The organism is Pantoea phosphatilytica, from assembly GCF_051025615.1.
GTDB lineage: Bacteria > Pseudomonadota > Gammaproteobacteria > Enterobacterales > Enterobacteriaceae > Pantoea.
The window spans coordinates 1-20,976 of sequence record NZ_JBPFDF010000009.1; the positions used below are offsets into that span (position 1 = coordinate 1).

The following is a 20,976-nucleotide window of genomic DNA, read 5'->3' on the forward strand; positions in this document are numbered from 1 at the left end:
ATTACGCTTTCCTCCTTCAGAGTCAACCTCTTTTTTCAGAAGTTTTCTCCGGCGGCGCAGTCTCCTGTGCCTCTCAATCCGTTTCCCGTTGCCGGTGTGCCGTGTTGATGGAGGCGCATTATAGGGATCCCGTTTCAGAGCACAACCCTTTTTTTGGATCTTTTTTCTGAATGGTTATAAATGATCCAGATTGATGAGATCGCCAGCGATCCAGGCCAGAATTGGCTTGTCAGCTGGCTGAATTCGCATCAGGCTGACCAGAAAACAAGATAAAGGAGAACATAATGACTTCCGCTCTACGTCCCTATAAACATCTTTTTCCGCAAACCGGTCAGCGCGTCATGGTGGATCCCAGCAGCGTTGTCGTCGGCGATGTGGTTATGGCGGATGATGTCAGCATCTGGCCGCTGGTTGTTATCCGGGGTGATGTCAACCAGGTTCGCATTGGCGCCCGCACCAATGTTCAGGATGGCAGTGTTCTGCATGTGACGCACAGGTCCGCGTCTAATCCACAGGGCTTCCCGCTTATTATTGGTGAGGATGTGACGGTCGGGCATAAAGCCATGCTTCACGGCTGCACCATTGGTAATCGTGTGCTGGTCGGTATGGGATCCATTCTTCTCGATGGCGTAATAGTAGAAGATGAGGTGATGATTGGTGCCGGAAGTCTGGTGCCGCCGGGTAAAAGGCTGGAGAGCGGCTATCTCTATCTGGGGAGTCCGGTGAAACAGATCAGGCCGCTGAATGAGAGTGAGAAAGAAGGTTTACGCTACTCCGCTAACAATTACGTTACCTGGAAAGATGATTACCTGGCTGGCGACAGCCAGATCCAGCCCTGATCATCAATACGTTCCTGACGTATCGCCGCTTCTGCTTCATCTTCCAGATCCCAGCGATGGTGCTGAAACAGCGCCATCGCCTCTCCTTCACCAAAACGCGCCACCAGCGACTCAGCGCCAATGGCACAGTTCAGCCGCAAACCATTTACCAGCACCGGGAAACAGATAGCGTCGCGTTCTGCGTTATAGGTTTCCTCATCCGGAAACTGGATAGCCTGATTCACGGCTGGATAGCCTGATTCACGGCTGCATAGCCTGCTTAAGCTGAACAATGACGGGCGCGATTTCCGGCATCACACCGTGCCACAGATAGAAGGCATGAGCAGCCTGGCCAACCAGCATGCCCACGCCATCGGCAAGGTGCTGTGCGCCGTGCGCCTGGCACCAGCGCAAAAATGGCGTCAGCCCGCTTTGATAGAACATGTCATAGCAGCGCACCTCGGGATGGATCAGTTCCGCAGGTAAAGGCGGCGTCTTACCCTCTACGCCGCTTGAGGTGGCATTAATGATTAAATCGAAGTGCTGACTGGTCAGCTGGCCGAAATCAGAGGCGTGGATGGTGCCACTCTTATTAAACAGGCTGGCCAGCTCTTCTGCCCGCGCGGCGGTGCGGTTGACCACCGTCAGTGCAACGCCTGATGAAAGCAGCGGCAGAATGACCCCACGCGCCGCGCCGCCAGCGCCCACCAGCAACACACTGTCACCGGTCCTGATCATCCCCAGCCGTTCAAGATCGCTTAACAGGCCAATACCATCTGTATTGTCGCCCTGGATCAGTCCATCGCTGAGCTTCTTCACCGTGTTTACCGCGCCGGACAGCGCGGCACGTTCGGTGAGCCGATCAGCAAATTCAAATGCCTGCTGTTTGAAAGGCAACGTCACGTTAGCGCCACGCCCGCCCTGCTCAAAAAAAGCCGTCAGCGCCTGAGGAAATCCCTCTATCGGCGCGCAGATACGGCCATAGCGGTGTTCGATACCCGTCTGTTCAGCGAAAGCCTGATGGATCAGCGGAGATTTACTGTGGTTGATCGGATTACCGAAAACGGCGAAGTGGTCCATGCATTAACCCTGACGTATAAGTTCGCCGCTGATGACATCGCGGATCTCGGAAGGATTGAGTCGTCCGCCCGTCTTTCCTGACAGCACCGGGAAGTGCTCACCGAACTGGCGCTTCACCTCTTCTGCCGTGCGGCAGGGAGGCAGGCCGGTCAGGTTTGCGCTGGTTGATACCAGCGGCTTGCCAAATGCCCGGCAAATCGCCTGCACATCCGGATGGTCGCTGACGCGGATCGCCAGTGAATCAAACTGTCCGGTCAGCCAGCGCGGCGTCTGAGGGGGAACCGGAACAACAAACGTGACCGGGCCAGGCCAGCATGCAAACATCCGTTCCCGCTGGGTCACAGAGAGTTCGCGTGCGGAGATGTAAGGTTCCAGCTGGCTGTAATCCGCCGCGATCAGGATCAGCCCCTTCTCTACCGGACGCTGTTTCAGCGCCAGCAGGGCCATAACGGCGGATTCACTGTCAGGGTCACAGCCCAGACCAAATACGGCTTCTGTGGGATAGGCGATGACCGCCTGTCGATTCAGCTGCGCTAAGCAGGTCTCCAGGGAATCGGCGAGGTGTTGATTTTCCATGAACGATCAATTCTCTTCTGTAATGGCTTTGCCACAACGCTTACTGGCGCAGAAGCGTTTCACGCCCTGCGCGGTCTTTTTTTCAACTAACAGCGGATACTGGCAATAAGGGCAGACTCCGGCAACAGGCGTCAGGTTTACGACAAACTGGCAGGCCGGATAGCGATCGCATGAGTGAAAGGTTTTGCCATAGCGGGAACGTCGCTGAACCAGGTGGCCTTCATGGCACTGCGGGCAGGCCAGCGTGGTCTCATCCGGTTTGTCGATGGTTTCCGTATATCCGCATTCCGGGTAGTGGCTGCAGCCAATGAACATGCCAAAACGTCCCCGGCGCAGCACTTTATCTGCACCGCATTCAGGGCAGGCATGCCCTTCCAGCACTTTGACCACATGGCCATCAGCCTGACTTTTTAAAGGACGAATGTAGTCGCACGCCGGATAGTTCGCGCAGCCCAGGAAAGGACCGTGTTTACCGGAGCGGATAACCAGTTCTGCCCCGCAAGCGGGGCAGGGATCCTGTTTAGGCACCGTGAAAAGTGCAGCTTTACTCATAGCGATCAGTGCATGAAAGGAAATTTAATGCAGCATACCTTCATTGACGTCGAATAGCAGTTCTTCCATCTGCTGATAGGCGTTCTCACATCCCGGGATGTTGAACAACACCATCAGCACCACCCATTTGAGATCTTCCAGGTCAAACTCAGAAGTATCCAGCGCCATGACACGTTCGATAACCATTTCACGGGTTTCCAGATTCAGTACCTGAATCTGCTCCAGGAAGAGCAGGAAACCGCGGCTGTCAGCATCTAAACGCTTGCCCTCTTCATCGGTATAGATGCGCATAGAGAGCGGATCATTCGTCATTAAAACTGGCGCAACCAGTCCTTCCTGGTAATCCGCCAGTCTTTCCAGCCAGTTCAGCGCACTGTAGATATCTTCACGATGAAACCCGGCATCCGTCAGGTCGTCTGTCAATCTGTCCTGATCAACACCCATTTCTGCTTCGTTGTGGATATATGTTTCAAACAAATACATCAGTACGTCGAACATGGCATGCCCTCCTCAATCGGACATAGCCGCCGGGTACAGCTGCGATCCATCCTGCTAACTCCAGTTCCAGCAACTGAGCTGAGATAACTGGCACAGATTGGCCGGCACGTTCAGCGACAACGTCAACAGGTGTAACCTCATCACCTACGTTAGCCAACACATCAGCAAATGGCAATGGAGCAGCGTCACTCATCTCAGAATAAATTTCACTGGTCTGGATCTGCGGTAGCCAGTTGAGTGCGCTGGCCAGGTCTTCGAGGATGTTATCAGGGTGGGCCACCAGCAGTGCTCCCTGCTGGATCAGCCAGTTTACGCCTTCACTGAGCGGGTTGCCGAGTGCGCCAGGTAAAGCGTAGACATTGCGGTTCTGCTCCAGCGCATAACGGGCCGTCACCAGCGAGCCACTCCTGAGTGTTGCCTCTGCCACCAGCACCCCATGACTCAGACCACTGATGATACGATTACGGCGCGGAAAGTTAAGCGGATGCGGGATGGCCGTCAGCGGAAACTCCGACACGATGGCCCCGCCCTGTTCAACAATCTCTGCGGCCAGCCGGGCATGATTTTTGGGATAAAGCCGCTGCAGGCCACTGCCTAACACCGCCACCGTTTTTCCGCCCGCGCTCAGTGCAGCCCGATGCGCCACACCATCGATCCCCCGCGCCAGCCCGCTGGTGATAGTCAGACCGCTGAGCGACAGATGCCGGGTAAACCAGTCGCACCAGTAGCGGCCACTGTGTGAACCATTGCGGCTCCCTACCACGGCTAACTGAGGGGTACTGATTACGCCGGGATCGCCATGAATATAAAGTAGCGGGGGAAAGTGGCGTATTTCTCTGAGTTGAAGAGGATAGGCGGCGTCCAGCGCGCTCACCAGATGATGGGACGGGCTCTGCGCCAGCCAGGTGAAGACGCCGGCAATCGTCTGATCGCTGACGCCATCATATTGCTGACGCTGATTCGCATCTAAGCCAGCCCGGATCAGATGCTCAGGGTCAGTTGCACCGGCTTCGGTTTTCTGCACTGCATCCACCCAGCGTTTCCCGGTCATTCCACTCACGGCTGCCAGCCGCATATAGTGCGCTAATCTCTCCATCGTCTGCTCCCTGATCGCCCCGGCTTTCTGCCGCACAATGCTGTCAATCAGGCCCTGAAAAGTCTACAATATGGGGTAGTAATCTTTTCATAACCGAATACAGATCTGGATATTTATGTCAGTTTTGCAGGTATTACATTTCCCTGACGAGCGTCTGCGCAAAGTCGCCGCGCCCGTTAAAGAAGTTAACGCAGACATTCAGCGTATCGTTGATGATATGTTCGACACCATGTACGCCGAAGAAGGCATTGGTCTTGCGGCGACGCAGGTCGATATTCATCAGCGCATTATCGTGATTGATGTCTCTGAAAGTCGCGAAGAGCGTTTAGTACTGATTAACCCTGAGCTGCTGGAAAAAAGCGGTGAAACCGGTATCGAAGAGGGTTGCCTCTCTATTCCGGAACAGCGTGCTTTTGTTCCGCGCGCCGAACGGGTGAAGGTCCGCGCGCTGGATCGTGACGGTAAAAGTTTCGAACTGGAAGCCAGCGAGTTACTGGCTATCTGTATCCAGCATGAGATCGATCATCTGGAAGGCAAACTGTTTATCGATTATCTGTCGCCGCTGAAGCGTCAACGGATCAAAACGAAGTTAGAGAAGCTGGCGCGACAGAACGCCCAGGCTTCCTGAGAACTTAAGAAGGGATAAACGTGTCTGCCCCGCTAAAAATCATCTTTGCCGGCACACCTGACTTTGCAGCGCGTCATCTTGACGCGCTGCTTGCTTCTGAACATCAGGTTATCGGTGTATTCACCCAGCCCGACCGCCCCGCAGGTCGCGGCAACAAATTAACGCCTGGCCCGGTCAAAACGCTGGCCCTGGCGCATGACATCCCGGTTTTTCAGCCTAAATCTTTGCGACCTGAAGAGAATCAGCAGCTGGTCGCTGATCTGCAGGCCGATGTGATGGTGGTTGTGGCCTATGGTCTGATTCTGCCGAAAGCCGTGCTTGATATGCCCCGCCTGGGCTGTATTAACGTTCATGGTTCACTGCTGCCTCGCTGGCGTGGTGCCGCACCGATTCAGCGCGCACTCTGGGCGGGCGACAGTGAAACCGGTGTCACCATCATGCAGATGGATGTGGGTCTGGATACCGGCGATATGCTCTACAAGCTCGCCTGCCCGATTACCGCTCAGGATACCAGCGCCACCCTTTATGACCGGCTGGCAGAACTCGGGCCGCAGGGGCTGCTGGAGACGCTGACGTTACTGAATACGCAGCAGGCCGCCCCGGAGAAACAGGATGAGACACAGGTCAGCTACGCTGAAAAACTCAGCAAAGAAGAGGCACGTCTTGACTGGACGCTGTCTGCAGAACAGCTTGAACGTTGCATTCGCGCATTTAACCCCTGGCCGATGAGCTTTTTCACGGTAGGGGATCAACCGGTAAAAGTCTGGCAGGCAAGCGTTCTGCCGCACTGCGATCGTTCGCCAGGTGAAATCATCCATGCTGACAAGCATGGCATCCAGGTCGCAACGGCTCAGGGTGTTCTGAACCTGCTGCAGTTACAGCCCGCCGGTAAAAAACCGATGTCGGCTCAGGATCTTCTCAACTCGCGCCGGGAATGGTTTGAACCTGGAACCCTTCTGGACTGACTCTCTGGCCCGGTGACTCGCCGGGCTTTTTGTTTGATGACAAAACCCTATGACTAAATCAATTAACCTGCGTAGCCTCTCCGCTCAACTTATCGAGCGCGTTGTCGACAAAGGTGAATCCCTGAATACCGTCCTGCCTGCCGCTCAGAAAAAACTCTCCGATAAAGACAGTGCTTTAGTGCAGGAGATCTGTTTCGGCGTCCTGCGCACGTTACCGCAGCTGGAAGCGCTGATAGGCAAACTGATGGAGCGCCCGCTGACCGGTAAACAGCGGGTTCTGCACTATCTGATCATGGTCGGGCTGTACCAGCTGGAGTATACCCGTGTCCCTGCCCATGCTGCGCTGGCAGAAACCGTCGCGGGTGCCGAGGCTCTGAAGCGCACCAGTCTGAAAGGCCTGCTGAATGGCGTACTGCGCCAGTTCCAGCGTCAGCGGGAAACCCTGCTGGCCAGCATTCAGGATGGCCCACAGCGCTATCTGCATCCGGGCTGGCTGCTGAAACGCCTGCAGCACGCCTGGCCAGCGCAGTGGCAGCAGATTGTGGAGGCGAATAATCAGCGTCCGCCGATGTGGCTGCGGGTCAACCGCCAGCACCACAAGCGTGACGCATGGCTGGCTATGCTGGCCGAAAGCGGCCGCAGTGCACAGCCCGCTGATGATGTGCCGGATGCGCTGCGGCTCGATGCCCCGGCGCCGGTCAGCCAGTTACCCGGCTTCGACCAGGGCTGGGTGACCGTGCAGGATCTATCTGCCCAGCGCTGCGCCCTGCTGCTTGAGCCGCGGAATGGCGAACAGATTCTGGATCTGTGCGCGGCACCCGGTGGTAAAACCACCCATATTCTTGAAATCGCGCCCGAAGCCAGCGTGCTGGCGGTCGATGTGGATGCTCAGCGCCTGAAGCGGGTTCATGAGAATCTGACACGACTGGCCATGAAAGCCGAGGTGAAACAGGGTGACGGACGGACGCCACAACAGTGGTGCGGCGAGCGTCAGTTTGACCGTATCCTGCTGGATGCCCCCTGCTCTGCTACTGGCGTTATCCGCCGTCATCCTGACATCAAATGGCTGCGCCGGGATCGTGATATCGCCGAGCTGGCCGCGCTTCAGCGCGAAATTCTGGACGCTATCTGGCCTCACCTGAAACCTGGCGGTACGCTGATCTATGCCACCTGCTCTGTTCTGCCTGAAGAGAATCATCAGCAGATTGACGCTTTTCTCCAGCGTCAGCCTGACGCCCGGGCCGAACCGCTGCAGGGTGCGCCCGCGAACGGGCTACAGGTTTTCCCGCAGGCCGAAGGCGGAGATGGTTTCTTCTACGCGAAGCTGATAAAAAAATCGGGTACAAACTGAGATGAGTATTGATAAGCGATGAAAATAATCATTCTGGGTGCAGGACAGGTTGGCGGCACGCTGGCAGAGAATCTGGTGGGTGAGAACAACGATATCACGGTGGTTGATACCGACGCCTCGCGCCTGCGTCATCTGCAGGATAAGTTCGATCTTCGTGTGGTGCAGGGTCATGGTTCCCATCCGCGCATCCTGCGCGAGGCAGGCGCCGAAGATGCCGACATGCTGGTTGCCGTCACAAACTCCGACGAAACCAATATGATTGCCTGCCAGATTGCCTATTCGCTTTTCAATACGCCTAATCGCATCGCCCGTATTCGCGCTGCCGACTATCTGCGTGACGCAGATAAGCTGTTTATCCCTGAAGCAGTGCCTATCGATCACCTGATCTCACCTGAGCAGCTGGTGATCGAAAATATCTATCGCCTGATCCAGTATCCCGGCGCACTGCAGGTGGTGAACTTTGCGGAGGGGAAAGTGAGCCTGGCCGTGGTGAAGGCTTACTATGGCGGGCCGCTTGTCGGCAATCCGCTGTCGATTATGCGGGAACATATGCCGCATATCGATACGCGCGTCGCCGCTATTTTCCGTCAGGATCGCCCTATCCGTCCGCAGGGCTCTACCATCGTCGAAGCCGGTGATGAGATCTTCTTCATCGCGGCCAGCCAGAACATTCGTGCGGTGATGAGTGAAATGCAGCGGCTGGAGAAACCCTACAAGCGCATTATGCTGGTCGGCGGCGGCAATATCGGGTTTGGCCTGGCGCAGCGACTGGAAAAGCACTACAGCGTGAAGCTGATCGAACGTAATCCTCAGCGCGCCGCCGAACTTGCAGAACACCTGCAGGACACCGTGGTCTTCTATGGCGACGCCTCAGATCAGGAGCTGCTGGCGGAAGAGCATGTCGAGCAGGTCGATCTCTTTATCGCCGTCACCAATGATGATGAAGCCAACATCATGTCTGCGATGCTGGCGAAGAAGATGGGTGCCAAAAAGGTGATGGTACTCATTCAGCGCCGCGCCTATGTCGATCTGGTTCAGGGCAGCGTAATTGATATTGCGATTTCGCCTCAGCAGGCGACGATTTCTGCGCTGCTGGGTCATGTGCGTAAAGCCGACATTGTGGGTGTCTCTTCATTACGACGCGGTATCGCAGAGGCGATCGAAGCGATCGCGCATGGTGATGAATCGACTTCGCGCGTGGTGGGCCGCTCAATTGATGATATCAAGCTGCCACCCGGAACCATTATCGGCGCGGTGGTTCGTGGCGACGACGTGATGATCGCCAACGACAATCTGCGTATTGAACAGGGCGACCATGTCATCATGTTCCTGACCGACAAAAAATTTGTGTCCGATGTGGAACGTCTCTTCCAGCCGAGCCCGTTCTTCCTCTGACATTCGGCAGCATCGGCTGGCAGCATCAGCGGCAGACAAAACTGCCGCTTAATTCGCTGCGTTTATGGCAAAACCAGCCAGGTTTGTTAGACTTTATGGCATTGGCTTAGGCAAGGAGATAAGTATGAGTTTAATCAAAGAGTTTCGTGAGTTTGCAATGCGCGGCAATGTGATAGATCTGGCCGTCGGTGTCATCATTGGCGCCGCTTTCGGTAAGATCGTTTCATCACTGGTCGCCAACATCATCATGCCGCCGCTCGGCTTGCTTATTGGTGGTGTCGATTTTAAATCTTTTCAATGGGTGCTGAAGCCTGCAACTGGCGATGCGCCAGCCGTGGTCATGCAGTATGGTATTTTCCTGCAGACTATTTTCGATTTCGTGATTATCGCGTTTGCCATCTTTATGGCCATTAAGCTGATGAACCGTCTGTATAAGAAAAAAGAAGTCGAGAAGCCGGTTGCTAAGCCGTCGAACGAAGAAGTGCTGCTGACTGAAATCCGCGACCTGCTGAAACAGCAGAATACCCGCGTATAGTGTCTGAGCCGACAGGGCTTATCTGACGCTTTAAGCAGAAGGGCAGTGATAAGACGCTTTCTTATCACTGCCCTCCCATCCGTTTCCCTTGTTGTGTTTTTCCTTCCGTTTAAAACTTCCCTTACCCTTTTGCTTCTGCTCCACGCGCTGCCTGAAAAGTGGGTCGTGTAACAGAGCCTGGATTGCGTTATCGCGAATCTGCCCTTTGGTATGCTGGTATTTACTCATGACGCCTCCTGTTGAGATGGAGTGATACTTTATGCTTTTGCAGCAAAATAACAATATGCTTATTTGTCCTTTGCCCCGCCGCGCTCCAGAGCCTCCAGAATTGAGCACGAGATGCTACTGTGACTATCACCACAGCAGGCATCGGAAAGGTGCCGAAGCGAACGCTGCATCGTCTCCAGTTCTGCGATCATTTCAGCCACTTCACTGAGCCGCTTTTCGACGATCGCTTTCGACTCCTGGCAGGTGTGATGTGCCGGATCGACCCGGATCGAAAGAAGCTCCCTGATGGCTTCGAGGCTGAACCCCAGTTTACGGCCATAGCGGATAAACTTCAGGCGCTGAAGGTCGCCCTCACTATAGAGACGAAAACCGCCCTCCGTCCGGCCATCATGTTCCATCATCTGCTGCTTTTCATAAAAGCGGATGGTGTCTGGCGTCACCTCTGCCAGCTTCGCTAACTGTCCGATGCGAAACATTTACTCCTCCTCGCGAAAACGCTTCTCAATCGCCGTGGAATAGGATCCGTGCAGAAAATCGGTGCTCATACCCGCCTGATGTAATCGCAGCGCCAGTATCTGCAGTCGATGACAGTGATCCTGATAGTGACGATCTTCGGGATCGAGCTGACGAATCAGATCGTTGACTTCAACCGCCTCACGTCTCAGCTCAAGTTCAGGTGGCAGAAAACCTGCATTTTTCAGTAACCGGTAGCCAGCTCTTAATTCCGGCGGAACGTGACTGTCATCATCCAGTTGCAGCGGCTTGCCGGCGCCGGGAAGATTGCTCAGCTCGCCTTTTTCCAGTGCTGCTTTGATATGCTGTTCAGCAAGTTCGTCAACCAGCCACATAGCCGACTCCTCTGACGTTAAACGCGTTGCTTCTAAAATAGTAAATTTCAGGCAATAAAAAACCCGCCGGAGCGGGTTTTTTACGTTGCTGCAGATTACTCTGCGGCTGCTTCTGCTTGAGCTTCTGGACGATCAACCAGCTCGATGTAAGCCATCGGAGCGTTGTCACCAGCACGGAAGCCACACTTCAGAATGCGAGTGTAACCACCGGCACGGCTCGCGAAACGCGGGCCCAGCTCGTTAAACAGTTTTGCCACGATCTCGTTATCACGAGTACGGGCGAATGCCAGACGACGATTAGCTACGCTGTCGGTCTTGGCAAGAGTAATCAGCGGCTCAACTACGCGACGCAGTTCTTTGGCTTTCGGCAGAGTCGTTTTGATGATCTCGTGACGAACCAGAGAACCGGCCATGTTGCGGAACATAGCCTGACGATGGCTGCTGTTGCGGTTCAGTTGACGACCACTCTTACGATGGCGCATGACCTTATCCTTCTCAGTGAAACCTTAACCTGTGATCTGATTATTCATCAGCAATGCTTGCTGGCGGCCAGTTCTCAAGGCGCATGCCCAGAGAAAGACCACGCGAAGCCAGCACATCTTTAATCTCAGTAAGAGATTTTTTACCAAGGTTAGGCGTTTTAAGCAGCTCAACCTCGGTACGCTGTACCAGATCACCGATGTAGTGGATAGCTTCTGCCTTGAGGCAGTTAGCAGAGCGGACAGTCAATTCCAGATCGTCAACAGGGCGCAGCAGGATCGGATCGAATTCTGGTTTCTCTTCTTTCACTTCCGGCTGACGAACATCACGTAAGTCAACGAAAGCTTCCAGTTGTTCTGCCAGGATGGTTGCCGCACGACGAATCGCCTCTTCAGGATCGATTGTGCCGTTGGTTTCCATTTCGATGACCAGCTTGTCCAGGTCGGTACGCTGCTCAACACGCGCTGCTTCAACATTGTAGGCGATACGGTCTACAGGGCTGTAGCAGGCGTCAACGAGCAGACGGCCGATTGGGCGCTCATCTTCTTCCGAATGAATTCGGGCAGAAGCCGGCACATAGCCACGACCACGCTGAACTTTGATACGCATGCTGATAGCAGCGTTCTCATCGGTCAGATGGCAAATGACATGCTGAGGCTTGACGATTTCGACATCACCATCATGGGTAATGTCGGCTGCAGTCACAGGGCCAATGCCAGATTTATTCAGGGTCAGAATAACTTCATCTTTACCCTGAACTCTTACCGCCAGCCCTTTCAGGTTGAGCAGGATTTCCAGGATATCTTCCTGTACGCCCTCTTTGGTGCTGTACTCATGAAGTACACCATCAATTTCAACCTCGGTCACCGCGCAACCCGGCATGGATGAAAGCAGAATACGGCGCAGTGCGTTACCAAGAGTATGGCCAAAGCCACGCTCTAAAGGCTCAAGGGTCACCTTGGCGTGCGTCGAACTCACTTGCTCGATATCTACCAGGCGCGGTTTTAGAAACTCTGTCACAGAACCCTGCATTGTGTCCTCTCTTTGGTACTAAGCTTTACTTGGAGTAAAGCTCGACGATCAGGTGTTCGTTAATGTCCGCAGACAGATCAGTACGTTCAGGAATACGCTTGAACACACCTTCCATCTTAGTCGCATCAACTTCCAGCCAGGTTGGCTTTTCACGCTGCTCAGCCAGCTCCAGAGCGGCCTTCACGCGAGATTGCTTTTTGGCTTTCTCACGGATGCTAACGACATCATTCGGAGATACCTGATAAGAAGCGATGTTAACAACGCGACCGTTTACCAGAACAGACTTATGGCTTACCAGCTGACGTGCTTCTGCACGAGTGGCACCAAAGCCCATACGATAAACTACGTTGTCCAGACGACCTTCCAGCAGAGCCAACAGGTTTTCACCGGTGTTGCCTTTCAGACGAGCTGCTTCTTTATAGTAGTTACGGAACTGACGCTCCAGCACGCCGTAGATACGACGAACTTTCTGCTTTTCACGTAACTGACCGCCGTAATCAGACAGACGCGGTTTACGCGCACCATGCTGACCAGGGGCTTGTTCAATCTTACACTTGGAATCGATCGCGCGAACGCCAGACTTAAGGAATAAGTCAGTGCCCTCACGACGGCTCAGCTTGAGCTTAGGACCCAAATATCTTGCCATTTTCTTTCTCCAACTATCCTAAAAAACGGGCGTTATACGCGACGTTTTTTCGGCGGACGACAACCGTTATGAGGGATAGGAGTCACATCAGTAATATTAGTGATGCGGAAACCAGCGGCGTTCAGAGCACGAATAGTAGATTCGCGACCCGGACCCGGACCCTTTACCATAACTTCCAGATTCTTAATTCCGTAATCTTTTACCGCTTCTGCACAGCGCTCTGCAGCGACCTGAGCAGCAAACGGAGTGGATTTACGTGAACCGCGGAAACCGGAACCACCGGCGGTTGCCCAACCCAGTGCGTTACCCTGACGATCAGTAATGGTAACGATGGTGTTGTTAAAAGAAGCATGGACATGAGCCACGCCATCTGAGACTTGTTTTCTTACACGCTTACGTGCACGAACTGGTGCCTTTGCCATTATTTACTCACCCCGATTATTTCTTGATCGGTTTACGCGGACCCTTACGGGTACGTGCGTTGGTCTTGGTACGCTGACCGCGAACCGGAAGACCACGACGATGGCGCAAACCACGGTAGCAACCAAGGTCCATAAGACGCTTGATGCTCAGGGTGATTTCACGGCGCAGATCACCTTCAACAACGAATTTCGCAACTGCATCACGCAGCTGATCAATTTGTTCTTCAGACAGCTCACTGATCTTAACATTTTCAGCAATACCCGTTGAAGCGCAGATGGCTTTTGAACGAGTTTTGCCGATACCGAAGATCGAAGTTAATGCGATAACGGTATGTTTATGATCAGGAATGTTAATGCCTGCTATACGGGCCACTATGCACTCCTATAATTAAACAAGCACGTCCCATGCTGAAAAGCCCGTTTTCAGGATACTCAAATGGAAACGCACTGACATACAAAAGATTGGCTGGCTAATCTAGCCAGCTCAACCCGACTTTGCAAGAAAAATATGTGACAAAATCAGCCTTGGCGCTGTTTATGCTTTGGCTCGGCGCTGCAGATCACACGTACGACACCGTCGCGACGAATGATTTTGCAGTTACGACATAATCTCTTGACGGAAGCACGAACTTTCATTTTTACTCTCCGTAACTTCTCAACCAACTGAATTAACGGCCGTAGCCTTTCAGGTTAGCTTTCTTCAGTGCCGACTCGTACTGACTTGACATCATCAGAGTTTGCACTTGAGCCATAAAGTCCATGATGACGACAACTACGATAAGCAGCGAAGTACCGCCAAAGTAGAAGGGAACCTTCATCGCATCACGCATGAACTCCGGGATAAGGCAGATAAAAGTAATGTACAGCGCGCCGATTAAGGTCAGACGTGTCATCACTTTATCAATATACTTCGCCGTTTGCTCTCCCGGACGAATTCCCGGTACGAATGCACCAGACTTCTTCAGGTTATCTGCTGTTTCACGTGGGTTGAAAACCAACGCCGTATAGAAGAAACAGAAGAAGATAATTGCAGTCGCATAGAGTAGCACATAAAGCGGCTGTCCTGGCTGCAAATACAGCGAAATTGTTGTCAGCCAGTTCCAACCGGTACCGCCCCCAAACCACGATGCAATCGTTGCCGGGAACAGAATAATGCTGGAAGCAAAGATGGCTGGGATAACACCCGCCATGTTCACTTTCAACGGTAAATGTGTGCTCTGTGCAGCGTAAACGCGACGACCCTGTTGACGTTTTGCGTAGTTCACCACAATGCGGCGCTGACCACGTTCAACGAAGATAACAAAGAAGGTCACTGCGAATACGAGTACTGCAACCAACAGCAACAAGAGGAAGTGCAGGTCGCCTTGCCGCGCTTGCTCGATGGTATGGCCAATGGCCGGCGGAAGACCCGCAACAATACCCGCGAAGATAATGATCGAAATACCGTTACCGATACCCCGTTCAGTAATCTGTTCGCCCAGCCACATCAGGAACATGGTTCCTGAGACCAGACTCACAACAGCGGTAAAGTAGAAGGCAAAGCCTGGATTCATGACCAGACCTTGCATTCCTGGCATATTCGGCAGACCGGTAGCAATACCGATCGACTGGAATATGGCCAATACCAACGTACCGTATCGGGTGTACTGGCTAATCTTACGACGGCCAGCCTCCCCTTCTTTCTTAATTTCCGCTAACGCTGGATGAACCACCGTTAATAACTGGATAATAATCGATGCCGAAATGTACGGCATGATACCCAGTGCGAAAATAGAAGCACGGCTGAGAGCACCACCAGAGAACATGTTAAACATTTCAATGATGGTGCCACGCTGTTGCTCAAGCAGTTTGGCAAGTACAGTGGCATCAATACCGGGGATTGGAATAAAAGAGCCAATTCGGAAGACAATCAGTGCGCCGATAACAAACAGTAGTCTGCGTTTCAGCTCACCAAAGCCGCCTTTGGCGCTTTGAAAATCTAATCCCGGTTGTTTAGCCATCTGCTACTTATTCCTCGATTTTACCGCCAGCAGCTTCGATTGCAGCACGAGCACCTTTGGTGACACGCAGACCGCGAACCGTTACCGGTGTAGAAACTTCACCAGACAGAATTACTTTAACGAATTCAATCTGAACACCGACAATGTTGGCTGCTTTCAGCGCGTTCAGGTCGACGATACCGCCTTCAACTTTCGCCAGATCAGACAGACGAATCTCTGTGGTGATCATCGCTTTGCGAGAGGTGAAACCGAACTTCGGCAGACGACGGTACAGAGGCATCTGACCACCTTCGAAACCGCGACGTACGCCACCGCCAGAACGAGAGTTCTGACCTTTGTGACCACGACCACCGGTTTTTCCGAGGCCAGAACCGATACCACGACCCAGACGCTTGGTAGCGTGCTTAGACCCTTCGGCCGGAGACAGAGTATTTAAACGCATCTCTTACTCCTCCACTTTAACCATATAGGAAACCGCGTTAACCATACCGCGTACTGCAGGCGTGTCTTCACGCTCAACGGTGTGGCCAATACGACGCAGACCCAGGCCAACCAGAGTGGCTTTATGCTTAGGCAAACGGCCAATAGCACTGCGGGTTTGAGTGATTTTAATAGTCTTAGCCATCGTGATTACCCCAGAATTTCTTCAACGGATTTACCACGCTTAGCAGCGACCATTTCCGGAGATTTCATATTGCCCAGGCCGTCGATAGTTGCACGAACCACGTTAATCGGGTTAGTAGAACCATAGGCTTTTGCCAGAACGTTATGAACTCCAGCGACTTCCAGAACGGCGCGCATTGCACCACCGGCGATGATACCGGTACCTTCTGAAGCCGGCTGCATGAACACGCGGGAACCCGTGTGTGCACCTTTAACAGGGTGCTGCAGGGTGCCGTTGGTCAGCGCGACGTTAACCATGTTGCGACGGGCTTTCTCCATCGCTTTCTGGATCGCTGCTGGAACTTCACGCGCTTTACCGTAACCAAAACCTACGCGACCGTTACCATCGCCTACCACAGTCAGTGCTGTGAAGGAGAAAATACGACCACCTTTAACAGTTTTAGAAACACGGTTTACCGCGATCAGTTTTTCCTGCAGTTCGCCAGCTTGTTTCTCGATGTGTGCCATCTTAGACCTCTACCTTAGAACTGAAGGCCAGCTTCACGGGCAGCATCTGCCAGTGCCTGGACGCGACCATGATATTGGAAACCGGAACGGTCGAAAGAAACACCAGTGATGCCTTTTTCGATTGCGCGTTCTGCGATAGCTTTACCTACTGCAGCTGCGGCTTCTTTATTACCGGTATACTTCAGTTGTTCAGTGATAGCTTTTTCTACAGTAGAAGCAGCGACCAGAACTTCGGAACCGTTCGGGGCGATTACCTGTGCGTAAATATGACGCGGGGTACGATGTACCACCAGGCGAGTAGCACCCAGCTCTTTGAGCTTGCGACGTGCACGGGTCGCACGACGGATACGAGCAGATTTCTTATCCATAGTGTTACCTTACTTCTTCTTAGCCTCTTTGGTACGCACGACTTCGTCGGCGTAACGGACACCCTTGCCTTTGTAAGGCTCAGGACGACGGTAGGCGCGCAGGTCCGCTGCAACCTGACCAATCAGCTGCTTATCAGCGCCTTTCAGCACGATCTCAGTCTGAGTAGGACATTCTGCAGTGATTCCCGCGGGCAGCTGGTGATCGACTGGATGAGAAAAGCCCAGAGACAGGTTAACCACGTTGCCTTTGATGGCAGCACGATAACCTACACCAACCAGCTGCAGCTTCTTAGTGAAGCCTTCGGTAACACCGATAACCATTGCGTTCAGCAGCGCGCGAGAAGTACCCGCCTGCGCCCAGCCGTCAACGAAGCCTTCGCGCGGAGCGAAAGTCAGAGCGTTGTCAGCATGCTTAACTTCAACAGCATCATTGATAGTACGAGTCAGCTCGCCGTTTTTACCTTTAATCGAAATTACCTGACCGTCGAGTTTTACCTCTACGCCGGCAGGAACAACGACAGGTGCTTTAGCAACACGAGACATATGTATCCTCCGATTACGCTACGTAGCAGATAATTTCGCCACCAAGACCAGCCTGGCGCGCTGCACGATCAGTCATGACACCTTTGGATGTAGAAACTACAGCGATGCCCATACCAGCCATTACCTTTGGCAGCTCATCTTTTTTCTTATAGATGCGCAGGCCAGGACGGCTTACTCGCTGAATGCTTTCTACAACAGCTTTACCCTGGAAATACTTAAGAGTCAGTTCCAGTTCCAGCTTGATGTCGCCTTCGATTTTGAAATCTTCAATATATCCTTCTTCCTTCAGAACGTTGGCAATTGCCAATTTCAGCTTGGAGGAAGGCATGGTGACCGCAACTTTGTTCGCGGCCTGACCGTTACGGATACGGGTCAGCATATCCGCGATCGGATCTTGCATGCTCATCTGTGTTACTCCCGTGATTCAATTGGTGACAATTACCAGCTAGCCTTTTTCAGACCCGGAATTTCACCGCGCATGGCGGCTTCGCGGACCTTGATACGGCTCAACCCAAACTTCCGCAGGAAACCGTGCGGACGACCTGTTTGACGGCAGCGGTTACGCTGACGTGAAGGGCTGGAATCACGCGGCAGACTCTGCAGCTTCAGAACAGCATCCCAACGATCTTCGTCGGAAGCGTTCACATCAGAGATGATCGCTTTCAGTTCAGCGCGTTTAGCGAAGAATTTGTCTGCTAATTTCGCACGCTTAACTTCGCGTGCTTTCATAGATTGCTTAGCCATTAAGTAACCCTACCTTACTTACGGAACGGGAAGTCAAAGGCAGCCAGCAGAGCACGGCCTTCATCATCAGATTTCGCAGTAGTGGTAATGGTGATATCCAAACCACGAACGCGATCGACTTTGTCGTAGTCGATTTCTGGGAAGATGATCTGTTCACGTACACCCATGCTGTAGTTGCCACGGCCATCGAATGACTTAGCGGACAAGCCACGGAAGTCACGGATACGTGGAACAGCAATGGTGACCAGACGCTCAAAGAACTCCCACATGCGCTCGCCACGCAGAGTTACTTTACAGCCGATCGGATAGCCCTGACGGATTTTGAAGCCTGCAACTGATTTGCGTGCTTTGGTGACCAGCGGTTTTTGACCGGAGATTGCTGCCAGGTCAGCTGCTGCGTTATCCAGCAGTTTCTTGTCAGCGATCGCTTCACCAACACCCATGTTCAGGGTGATCTTCTCGACCCGAGGGACTTGCATGACAGAATTGTAGCCAAACTCTGTCATGAGTTTCTGGACTACTTCGTCTTTGTAGTAATCATGCAGTTTCGCCATCGTACTACTCCAAATTACTTGATAGTTTCGCTATTAGACTTAAAGAAACGGACTTTTTTGCCGTCTTCGAATCTAAAGCCTACACGGTCAGCCTTACCAGTTGCCGCGTTGAACAGTGCAACGTTAGAAACCTGAATAGCAGCTTCTTTTTCAACGATGCCACCTGGCTGGTTCAGAGCCGGAACCGGCTTCTGATGTTTCTTCACCAGGTTGATACCTTCAACGATGACCTTACCAGAAGACAGGACATTCTTAACTTTACCGCGTTTACCTTTATCTTTACCGGTCAACACGATAACTTCGTCGTTACGACGGATTTTAGCTGCCATTGTTCGCTCCTTAGAGTACTTCTGGTGCCAGAGAGATAATTTTCATGAACTTTTCAGTACGAAGTTCACGAGTTACCGGCCCAAAAATACGCGTACCGATAGGCTGCTCACTGTTATTGTTCAGAATAACGCATGCATTACCATCGAAGCGAATGACAGAACCGTCCGGGCGACGAACACCCTTCCTGGTGCGCACCACTACCGCCTTCAGGACATCACCTTTCTTCACTTTACCACGCGGAATTGCTTCCTTGATGGTAACTTTGATGATGTCACCGACGCCTGCGTAGCGACGGTGCGAGCCACCCAGAACCTTGATACACATTACGCGACGTGCACCGGAGTTGTCGGCGACGTTCAGCATAGTCTGTTCTTGGATCATTTTAGTGCTCCGCTAATGTCAACTACTACTTCGGGACCTAAACCTCAGGTCGTTAGAAAGCCCCATAATTGAGGGCGCGGCATTGTAACACCGGTTCTCACAGATGGGTAGAAAAAATAAACGGCTCTCAATCGAGCCGCTGATTTTCCCTGATGACAGGGAGGGCGTATTCTAGGGAATAGTGCGAACAGTAGCAAATGTAATCTGCCTTATTTTTCGTCGATCCCGGAATAAAGTCTATTACAGGTGCCGCCCGCCTCTTTTTCAGCCAGTGCGTTATGCTACGGCATCGCCACTGACCGCGTGATAACTGCCTGTTGTCCGTGAGGCTGCTGACTTATCCGCTGATCATGCTGTAAATGCGCAGCCAGAGGGTATGCGCCTGCCCTGCCCCACTTTTCGGTTGCAGAGAGGCCCGTCCCGCTCCCTGCTGACCCCAGAAGGCCTTTCTCTGTGACCGCACGTTTTGCACCGCGTATAGGTGCGGTGTGCAGACGCTCTCTGGCAGAGCTAAAGATTGCCGGGGCGTTGCGCCTGATCTGTCTGCTGGCTGGAACCGACAGCTGAGCCGGGTATCTGTTTTGCTGACCTTAGGCAGTTACAGGCACTATTGCTGAGAATGAACAGCCGCAGCTGTTATTCAGCATGCGCCAGCGTTTAATCATCCACGGCGTTTCGCTAAAGAGCGCGACACTTCGTTGATCAGCTATTGCGTAACCGGCCCCTGAATGCGTGGAAAGGGTTTCCACTGCCAGCCAGCCGCCTTGTAGATCCGGTTCGCTCCTTCAGGGTGTACGCTGGTTTGACAGCAAAGGCCGTTCGCCGTCTGCCACTGTTCAGGGAGCAGAGCTCAGCCACAGGCAAAAAAAAACCCCCTGCCGAAGCAGAGGGTTTCTCAGAAAAAACGGTTCCTGTTACAGAACAGCTTTCTCGATTACGCGAACCAGGGTCCAGGATTTGGTCTTGGACAGTGGACGGCATTCGCGGATTTCTACCACGTCACCAATTCCACATTCATTGTTCTCGTCATGGATGTGCAGCTTAGTCGTACGCTTAATGAATTTGCCGTAGATCGGGTGTTTCACGAAACGTTCGATAGCAACAACTGCAGATTTCTGCATTTTGTCACTTACTACACGACCCTGCAGAGTACGGATTTTATCGGTCATTACGAACCCGCCTTCTCAGTCAGTAAAGTCTTAACGCGTGCAACATCACGGCGAACCTGTTTCAGCAGATGAGTCTGCTGCAGTTGGCCAGATGCTGCCTGCATGCGCAGGTTAAATTGCTCACGCAGCAGATTAAGCAGCTCAGTGTTCAGCTCTTCAACGCTTTTTTCACGCAGCTCAGTTGCTTTCATTACATCACCGTCTTAGTTACAAAGGTGGTTTTGATAGGCAGTTTTGCTGCTGCCAGCTTGAATGCTTCACGGGCCAGCTCTTCTGGTACGCCGTCCATTTCATACAGGACTTTACCAGGCTGGATCAGGGCAACCCAATACTCTACGTTACCCTTACCTTTACCCATACGCACTTCCAGCGGCTTCTCGGTGATCGGTTTGTCCGGGAATACTCGGATCCAGATCTTACCTTGACGCTTAACTGCACGGGTCATAGCACGACGTGCTGCTTCGATCTGACGAGCAGTCAGACGACCACGGCCAACAGCTTTCAGACCGAAAGTACCGAAGCTGACATCCGTACCCGCAGCCAGACCGCGGTTACGGCCTTTGTGCACTTTACGGAATTTCGTACGCTTTGGTTGTAACATCAGCG

35 protein-coding genes are annotated in these 20,976 nt (G+C 52.9%); 6 read left to right on the plus strand and 29 right to left on the minus strand.

Annotated elements, in window-relative coordinates; all coding sequences use genetic code 11:
• The first annotated feature begins 284 nt into the window (after positions 1–284).
• Positions 285–839 carry a gamma carbonic anhydrase family protein gene (locus tag ACR6AS_RS20060; protein ID WP_434163547.1) on the plus strand — a complete coding sequence of 185 codons (555 nt, stop codon included), beginning with the start codon at positions 285–287 and terminating at the stop codon, positions 837–839.
• On the opposite strand, the gene ACR6AS_RS20065 is transcribed toward ACR6AS_RS20060, so the two are convergent.
• The 6 genes from ACR6AS_RS20065 to dprA are packed head-to-tail and all read right to left on the minus strand — an operon-like array spanning position 806 to position 4,620.
• Positions 806–1,063 carry a DUF1488 family protein gene (locus ACR6AS_RS20065; RefSeq protein WP_111140912.1) on the minus strand — a complete coding sequence of 86 codons (258 nt, stop codon included), beginning with the start codon at positions 1,061–1,063 and terminating at the stop codon, positions 806–808. The genes ACR6AS_RS20060 and ACR6AS_RS20065 overlap by 34 nt on opposite strands.
• Before the next feature lie 16 nt (positions 1,064–1,079).
• Positions 1,080–1,898, minus strand: coding sequence for a shikimate dehydrogenase (gene aroE, locus ACR6AS_RS20070; RefSeq protein WP_434163548.1), 819 nt, complete (start codon positions 1,896–1,898; stop codon positions 1,080–1,082).
• A gap of 3 nt (positions 1,899–1,901) precedes the next feature.
• Complete coding sequence (gene tsaC / locus ACR6AS_RS20075; RefSeq protein ID WP_111140914.1) at positions 1,902–2,474, minus strand: L-threonylcarbamoyladenylate synthase type 1 TsaC; 573 nt, start codon at positions 2,472–2,474, stop codon at positions 1,902–1,904.
• A 6-nt stretch (positions 2,475–2,480) separates the two neighbouring features.
• Positions 2,481–3,026: a DNA topoisomerase family protein gene (locus ACR6AS_RS20080; protein ID WP_111140915.1), complete on the minus strand. Its 546-nt coding sequence runs from the start codon at positions 3,024–3,026 to the stop codon at positions 2,481–2,483.
• Positions 3,027–3,050: 24 nt separating this feature from the next.
• Positions 3,051–3,524: a DUF494 family protein Smg gene (smg, locus tag ACR6AS_RS20085; protein ID WP_111140916.1), complete on the minus strand. Its 474-nt coding sequence runs from the start codon at positions 3,522–3,524 to the stop codon at positions 3,051–3,053.
• Complete coding sequence (gene dprA / locus ACR6AS_RS20090; RefSeq protein WP_434163549.1) at positions 3,496–4,620, minus strand: DNA-protecting protein DprA; 1,125 nt, start codon at positions 4,618–4,620, stop codon at positions 3,496–3,498. Before dprA ends, smg begins: the two co-directional genes overlap by 29 nt.
• Before the next feature lie 115 nt (positions 4,621–4,735).
• Between dprA and def the strand changes: the two genes are divergently transcribed.
• From def to mscL, 5 genes are all read left to right on the plus strand, one after another.
• Positions 4,736–5,248: a peptide deformylase gene (gene def / locus ACR6AS_RS20095; protein ID WP_111140918.1), complete on the plus strand. Its 513-nt coding sequence runs from the start codon at positions 4,736–4,738 to the stop codon at positions 5,246–5,248.
• Positions 5,249–5,268: 20 nt separating this feature from the next.
• The gene (gene fmt / locus ACR6AS_RS20100) at positions 5,269–6,213 is read left to right on the plus strand and encodes a methionyl-tRNA formyltransferase (protein WP_111140919.1); all 945 of its coding nucleotides are present in this window, start codon (positions 5,269–5,271) and stop codon (positions 6,211–6,213) included.
• A gap of 49 nt (positions 6,214–6,262) precedes the next feature.
• On the plus strand, positions 6,263–7,564 hold the full coding sequence (gene rsmB, locus ACR6AS_RS20105) for a 16S rRNA (cytosine(967)-C(5))-methyltransferase RsmB (RefSeq protein WP_367395873.1): 1,302 nt from the start codon (positions 6,263–6,265) through the stop codon (positions 7,562–7,564).
• Positions 7,565–7,582: 18 nt separating this feature from the next.
• On the plus strand, positions 7,583–8,959 hold the full coding sequence (gene trkA, locus ACR6AS_RS20110; protein WP_111140921.1) for a Trk system potassium transporter TrkA: 1,377 nt from the start codon (positions 7,583–7,585) through the stop codon (positions 8,957–8,959).
• 124 nt (positions 8,960–9,083) lie between these two features.
• Entirely contained in the window at positions 9,084–9,494 is a 411-nt protein-coding gene (gene mscL, locus ACR6AS_RS20115) for a large-conductance mechanosensitive channel protein MscL (protein WP_111140922.1), read from the plus strand.
• Between the two features lie 30 nt (positions 9,495–9,524).
• On the opposite strand, the gene ACR6AS_RS20120 is transcribed toward mscL, so the two are convergent.
• The 23 genes from ACR6AS_RS20120 to rplP all read right to left on the minus strand — a co-directional run bounded on the left by ACR6AS_RS20120 (position 9,525) and on the right by rplP (position 20,971).
• Positions 9,525–9,722: an alternative ribosome-rescue factor A gene (locus tag ACR6AS_RS20120; protein WP_111140923.1), complete on the minus strand. Its 198-nt coding sequence runs from the start codon at positions 9,720–9,722 to the stop codon at positions 9,525–9,527.
• A 59-nt stretch (positions 9,723–9,781) separates the two neighbouring features.
• The gene (zntR, locus tag ACR6AS_RS20125; RefSeq protein WP_111140924.1) at positions 9,782–10,198 is read right to left on the minus strand and encodes a Zn(2+)-responsive transcriptional regulator; all 417 of its coding nucleotides are present in this window, start codon (positions 10,196–10,198) and stop codon (positions 9,782–9,784) included.
• A complete protein-coding gene (locus ACR6AS_RS20130) occupies positions 10,199–10,570 on the minus strand; it encodes a DnaJ family domain-containing protein (protein WP_111140925.1) in 372 nt (123 codons plus the stop codon). It lies immediately after the preceding gene.
• Between the two features lie 95 nt (positions 10,571–10,665).
• The gene (gene rplQ, locus ACR6AS_RS20135) at positions 10,666–11,052 is read right to left on the minus strand and encodes a 50S ribosomal protein L17 (protein WP_003850180.1); all 387 of its coding nucleotides are present in this window, start codon (positions 11,050–11,052) and stop codon (positions 10,666–10,668) included.
• Between the two features lie 40 nt (positions 11,053–11,092).
• A complete protein-coding gene (locus tag ACR6AS_RS20140; protein WP_003850179.1) occupies positions 11,093–12,082 on the minus strand; it encodes a DNA-directed RNA polymerase subunit alpha in 990 nt (329 codons plus the stop codon).
• A 25-nt stretch (positions 12,083–12,107) separates the two neighbouring features.
• A complete protein-coding gene (rpsD, locus tag ACR6AS_RS20145; RefSeq protein WP_008927131.1) occupies positions 12,108–12,728 on the minus strand; it encodes a 30S ribosomal protein S4 in 621 nt (206 codons plus the stop codon).
• A gap of 32 nt (positions 12,729–12,760) precedes the next feature.
• Positions 12,761–13,150 (minus strand): 30S ribosomal protein S11, encoded by a 390-nt coding sequence (gene rpsK / locus ACR6AS_RS20150; protein ID WP_004160563.1) that lies wholly within the window; start codon positions 13,148–13,150, stop codon positions 12,761–12,763.
• A gap of 16 nt (positions 13,151–13,166) precedes the next feature.
• Positions 13,167–13,523: a 30S ribosomal protein S13 gene (gene rpsM / locus ACR6AS_RS20155; RefSeq protein WP_434163550.1), complete on the minus strand. Its 357-nt coding sequence runs from the start codon at positions 13,521–13,523 to the stop codon at positions 13,167–13,169.
• 146 nt (positions 13,524–13,669) lie between these two features.
• The gene (gene rpmJ / locus ACR6AS_RS20160) at positions 13,670–13,786 is read right to left on the minus strand and encodes a 50S ribosomal protein L36 (protein WP_010252805.1); all 117 of its coding nucleotides are present in this window, start codon (positions 13,784–13,786) and stop codon (positions 13,670–13,672) included.
• A 32-nt stretch (positions 13,787–13,818) separates the two neighbouring features.
• Positions 13,819–15,150, minus strand: a complete 1,332-nt coding sequence (gene secY, locus ACR6AS_RS20165) for a preprotein translocase subunit SecY (RefSeq protein WP_003850175.1) — start codon at positions 15,148–15,150, stop codon at positions 13,819–13,821.
• 7 nt (positions 15,151–15,157) lie between these two features.
• Positions 15,158–15,592 carry a 50S ribosomal protein L15 gene (gene rplO, locus ACR6AS_RS20170; RefSeq protein WP_003850168.1) on the minus strand — a complete coding sequence of 145 codons (435 nt, stop codon included), beginning with the start codon at positions 15,590–15,592 and terminating at the stop codon, positions 15,158–15,160.
• A 3-nt stretch (positions 15,593–15,595) separates the two neighbouring features.
• Positions 15,596–15,775, minus strand: a complete 180-nt coding sequence (rpmD, locus tag ACR6AS_RS20175) for a 50S ribosomal protein L30 (RefSeq protein WP_031376672.1) — start codon at positions 15,773–15,775, stop codon at positions 15,596–15,598.
• A 5-nt stretch (positions 15,776–15,780) separates the two neighbouring features.
• Positions 15,781–16,281: a 30S ribosomal protein S5 gene (rpsE, locus tag ACR6AS_RS20180; protein ID WP_003850164.1), complete on the minus strand. Its 501-nt coding sequence runs from the start codon at positions 16,279–16,281 to the stop codon at positions 15,781–15,783.
• A 14-nt stretch (positions 16,282–16,295) separates the two neighbouring features.
• Positions 16,296–16,649: a 50S ribosomal protein L18 gene (gene rplR, locus ACR6AS_RS20185; protein ID WP_003850163.1), complete on the minus strand. Its 354-nt coding sequence runs from the start codon at positions 16,647–16,649 to the stop codon at positions 16,296–16,298.
• Between the two features lie 9 nt (positions 16,650–16,658).
• Complete coding sequence (gene rplF, locus ACR6AS_RS20190; protein WP_111140926.1) at positions 16,659–17,192, minus strand: 50S ribosomal protein L6; 534 nt, start codon at positions 17,190–17,192, stop codon at positions 16,659–16,661.
• Positions 17,193–17,205: 13 nt separating this feature from the next.
• A complete protein-coding gene (rpsH, locus tag ACR6AS_RS20195) occupies positions 17,206–17,598 on the minus strand; it encodes a 30S ribosomal protein S8 (protein ID WP_003850158.1) in 393 nt (130 codons plus the stop codon).
• A 32-nt stretch (positions 17,599–17,630) separates the two neighbouring features.
• On the minus strand, positions 17,631–17,936 hold the full coding sequence (rpsN, locus tag ACR6AS_RS20200; protein WP_008927132.1) for a 30S ribosomal protein S14: 306 nt from the start codon (positions 17,934–17,936) through the stop codon (positions 17,631–17,633).
• A 14-nt stretch (positions 17,937–17,950) separates the two neighbouring features.
• Complete coding sequence (gene rplE / locus ACR6AS_RS20205) at positions 17,951–18,490, minus strand: 50S ribosomal protein L5 (RefSeq protein ID WP_003850155.1); 540 nt, start codon at positions 18,488–18,490, stop codon at positions 17,951–17,953.
• A gap of 14 nt (positions 18,491–18,504) precedes the next feature.
• Complete coding sequence (gene rplX, locus ACR6AS_RS20210) at positions 18,505–18,819, minus strand: 50S ribosomal protein L24 (RefSeq protein ID WP_003850150.1); 315 nt, start codon at positions 18,817–18,819, stop codon at positions 18,505–18,507.
• 10 nt (positions 18,820–18,829) lie between these two features.
• Positions 18,830–19,201 (minus strand): 50S ribosomal protein L14, encoded by a 372-nt coding sequence (gene rplN / locus ACR6AS_RS20215; protein ID WP_006120590.1) that lies wholly within the window; start codon positions 19,199–19,201, stop codon positions 18,830–18,832.
• A gap of 914 nt (positions 19,202–20,115) precedes the next feature.
• Positions 20,116–20,370, minus strand: coding sequence for a 30S ribosomal protein S17 (gene rpsQ / locus ACR6AS_RS20220; protein ID WP_003850147.1), 255 nt, complete (start codon positions 20,368–20,370; stop codon positions 20,116–20,118).
• On the minus strand, positions 20,370–20,561 hold the full coding sequence (gene rpmC / locus ACR6AS_RS20225) for a 50S ribosomal protein L29 (protein WP_003850146.1): 192 nt from the start codon (positions 20,559–20,561) through the stop codon (positions 20,370–20,372). Before rpmC ends, rpsQ begins: the two co-directional genes overlap by 1 nt.
• A complete protein-coding gene (gene rplP / locus ACR6AS_RS20230; RefSeq protein WP_008927134.1) occupies positions 20,561–20,971 on the minus strand; it encodes a 50S ribosomal protein L16 in 411 nt (136 codons plus the stop codon). Before rplP ends, rpmC begins: the two co-directional genes overlap by 1 nt.
• Positions 20,972–20,976 lie beyond the last annotated feature (5 nt).

Bases quoted from the DNA above. Each gene is read 5' to 3' on its own strand.
- rpsN (WP_008927132.1), bottom strand. From the start codon at position 17,936: ATGGCTAAGCAATCTATGAAAGCACGCGAAGTTAAGCGTGCGAAATTA.
- ACR6AS_RS20080 (WP_111140915.1), bottom strand. From the start codon at position 3,026: ATGAGTAAAGCTGCACTTTTCACGGTGCCTAAACAGGATCCCTGCCCC.
- rpsQ (WP_003850147.1), bottom strand. From the start codon at position 20,370: ATGACCGATAAAATCCGTACTCTGCAGGGTCGTGTAGTAAGTGACAAA.
- rplF (WP_111140926.1), bottom strand. From the start codon at position 17,192: ATGTCTCGTGTTGCTAAAGCACCTGTCGTTGTTCCTGCCGGCGTAGAG.
- ACR6AS_RS20060 (WP_434163547.1), top strand. From the start codon at position 285: ATGACTTCCGCTCTACGTCCCTATAAACATCTTTTTCCGCAAACCGGT.
- rpmD (WP_031376672.1), bottom strand. From the start codon at position 15,775: ATGGCTAAGACTATTAAAATCACTCAAACCCGCAGTGCTATTGGCCGT.
- ACR6AS_RS20130 (WP_111140925.1), bottom strand. From the start codon at position 10,570: ATGTGGCTGGTTGACGAACTTGCTGAACAGCATATCAAAGCAGCACTG.
- mscL (WP_111140922.1), top strand. From the start codon at position 9,084: ATGAGTTTAATCAAAGAGTTTCGTGAGTTTGCAATGCGCGGCAATGTG.
- rpsK (WP_004160563.1), bottom strand. From the start codon at position 13,150: ATGGCAAAGGCACCAGTTCGTGCACGTAAGCGTGTAAGAAAACAAGTC.
- rpmJ (WP_010252805.1), bottom strand. From the start codon at position 13,786: ATGAAAGTTCGTGCTTCCGTCAAGAGATTATGTCGTAACTGCAAAATC.
- rpsE (WP_003850164.1), bottom strand. From the start codon at position 16,281: ATGGCACACATCGAGAAACAAGCTGGCGAACTGCAGGAAAAACTGATC.
- rsmB (WP_367395873.1), top strand. From the start codon at position 6,263: ATGACTAAATCAATTAACCTGCGTAGCCTCTCCGCTCAACTTATCGAG.
- secY (WP_003850175.1), bottom strand. From the start codon at position 15,150: ATGGCTAAACAACCGGGATTAGATTTTCAAAGCGCCAAAGGCGGCTTT.
- ACR6AS_RS20140 (WP_003850179.1), bottom strand. From the start codon at position 12,082: ATGCAGGGTTCTGTGACAGAGTTTCTAAAACCGCGCCTGGTAGATATC.
- rplP (WP_008927134.1), bottom strand. From the start codon at position 20,971: ATGTTACAACCAAAGCGTACGAAATTCCGTAAAGTGCACAAAGGCCGT.
- def (WP_111140918.1), top strand. From the start codon at position 4,736: ATGTCAGTTTTGCAGGTATTACATTTCCCTGACGAGCGTCTGCGCAAA.
- rplQ (WP_003850180.1), bottom strand. From the start codon at position 11,052: ATGCGCCATCGTAAGAGTGGTCGTCAACTGAACCGCAACAGCAGCCAT.
- ACR6AS_RS20120 (WP_111140923.1), bottom strand. From the start codon at position 9,722: ATGAGTAAATACCAGCATACCAAAGGGCAGATTCGCGATAACGCAATC.
- rplE (WP_003850155.1), bottom strand. From the start codon at position 18,490: ATGGCGAAACTGCATGATTACTACAAAGACGAAGTAGTCCAGAAACTC.
- rpmC (WP_003850146.1), bottom strand. From the start codon at position 20,561: ATGAAAGCAACTGAGCTGCGTGAAAAAAGCGTTGAAGAGCTGAACACT.
- rpsD (WP_008927131.1), bottom strand. From the start codon at position 12,728: ATGGCAAGATATTTGGGTCCTAAGCTCAAGCTGAGCCGTCGTGAGGGC.
- tsaC (WP_111140914.1), bottom strand. From the start codon at position 2,474: ATGGAAAATCAACACCTCGCCGATTCCCTGGAGACCTGCTTAGCGCAG.
- trkA (WP_111140921.1), top strand. From the start codon at position 7,583: ATGAAAATAATCATTCTGGGTGCAGGACAGGTTGGCGGCACGCTGGCA.
- zntR (WP_111140924.1), bottom strand. From the start codon at position 10,198: ATGTTTCGCATCGGACAGTTAGCGAAGCTGGCAGAGGTGACGCCAGAC.
- rplO (WP_003850168.1), bottom strand. From the start codon at position 15,592: ATGCGTTTAAATACTCTGTCTCCGGCCGAAGGGTCTAAGCACGCTACC.
- dprA (WP_434163549.1), bottom strand. From the start codon at position 4,620: ATGGAGAGATTAGCGCACTATATGCGGCTGGCAGCCGTGAGTGGAATG.
- rplR (WP_003850163.1), bottom strand. From the start codon at position 16,649: ATGGATAAGAAATCTGCTCGTATCCGTCGTGCGACCCGTGCACGTCGC.
- rpsH (WP_003850158.1), bottom strand. From the start codon at position 17,598: ATGAGCATGCAAGATCCGATCGCGGATATGCTGACCCGTATCCGTAAC.
- rplX (WP_003850150.1), bottom strand. From the start codon at position 18,819: ATGGCAGCTAAAATCCGTCGTAACGACGAAGTTATCGTGTTGACCGGT.
- rplN (WP_006120590.1), bottom strand. From the start codon at position 19,201: ATGATCCAAGAACAGACTATGCTGAACGTCGCCGACAACTCCGGTGCA.
- aroE (WP_434163548.1), bottom strand. From the start codon at position 1,898: ATGGACCACTTCGCCGTTTTCGGTAATCCGATCAACCACAGTAAATCT.
- smg (WP_111140916.1), bottom strand. From the start codon at position 3,524: ATGTTCGACGTACTGATGTATTTGTTTGAAACATATATCCACAACGAA.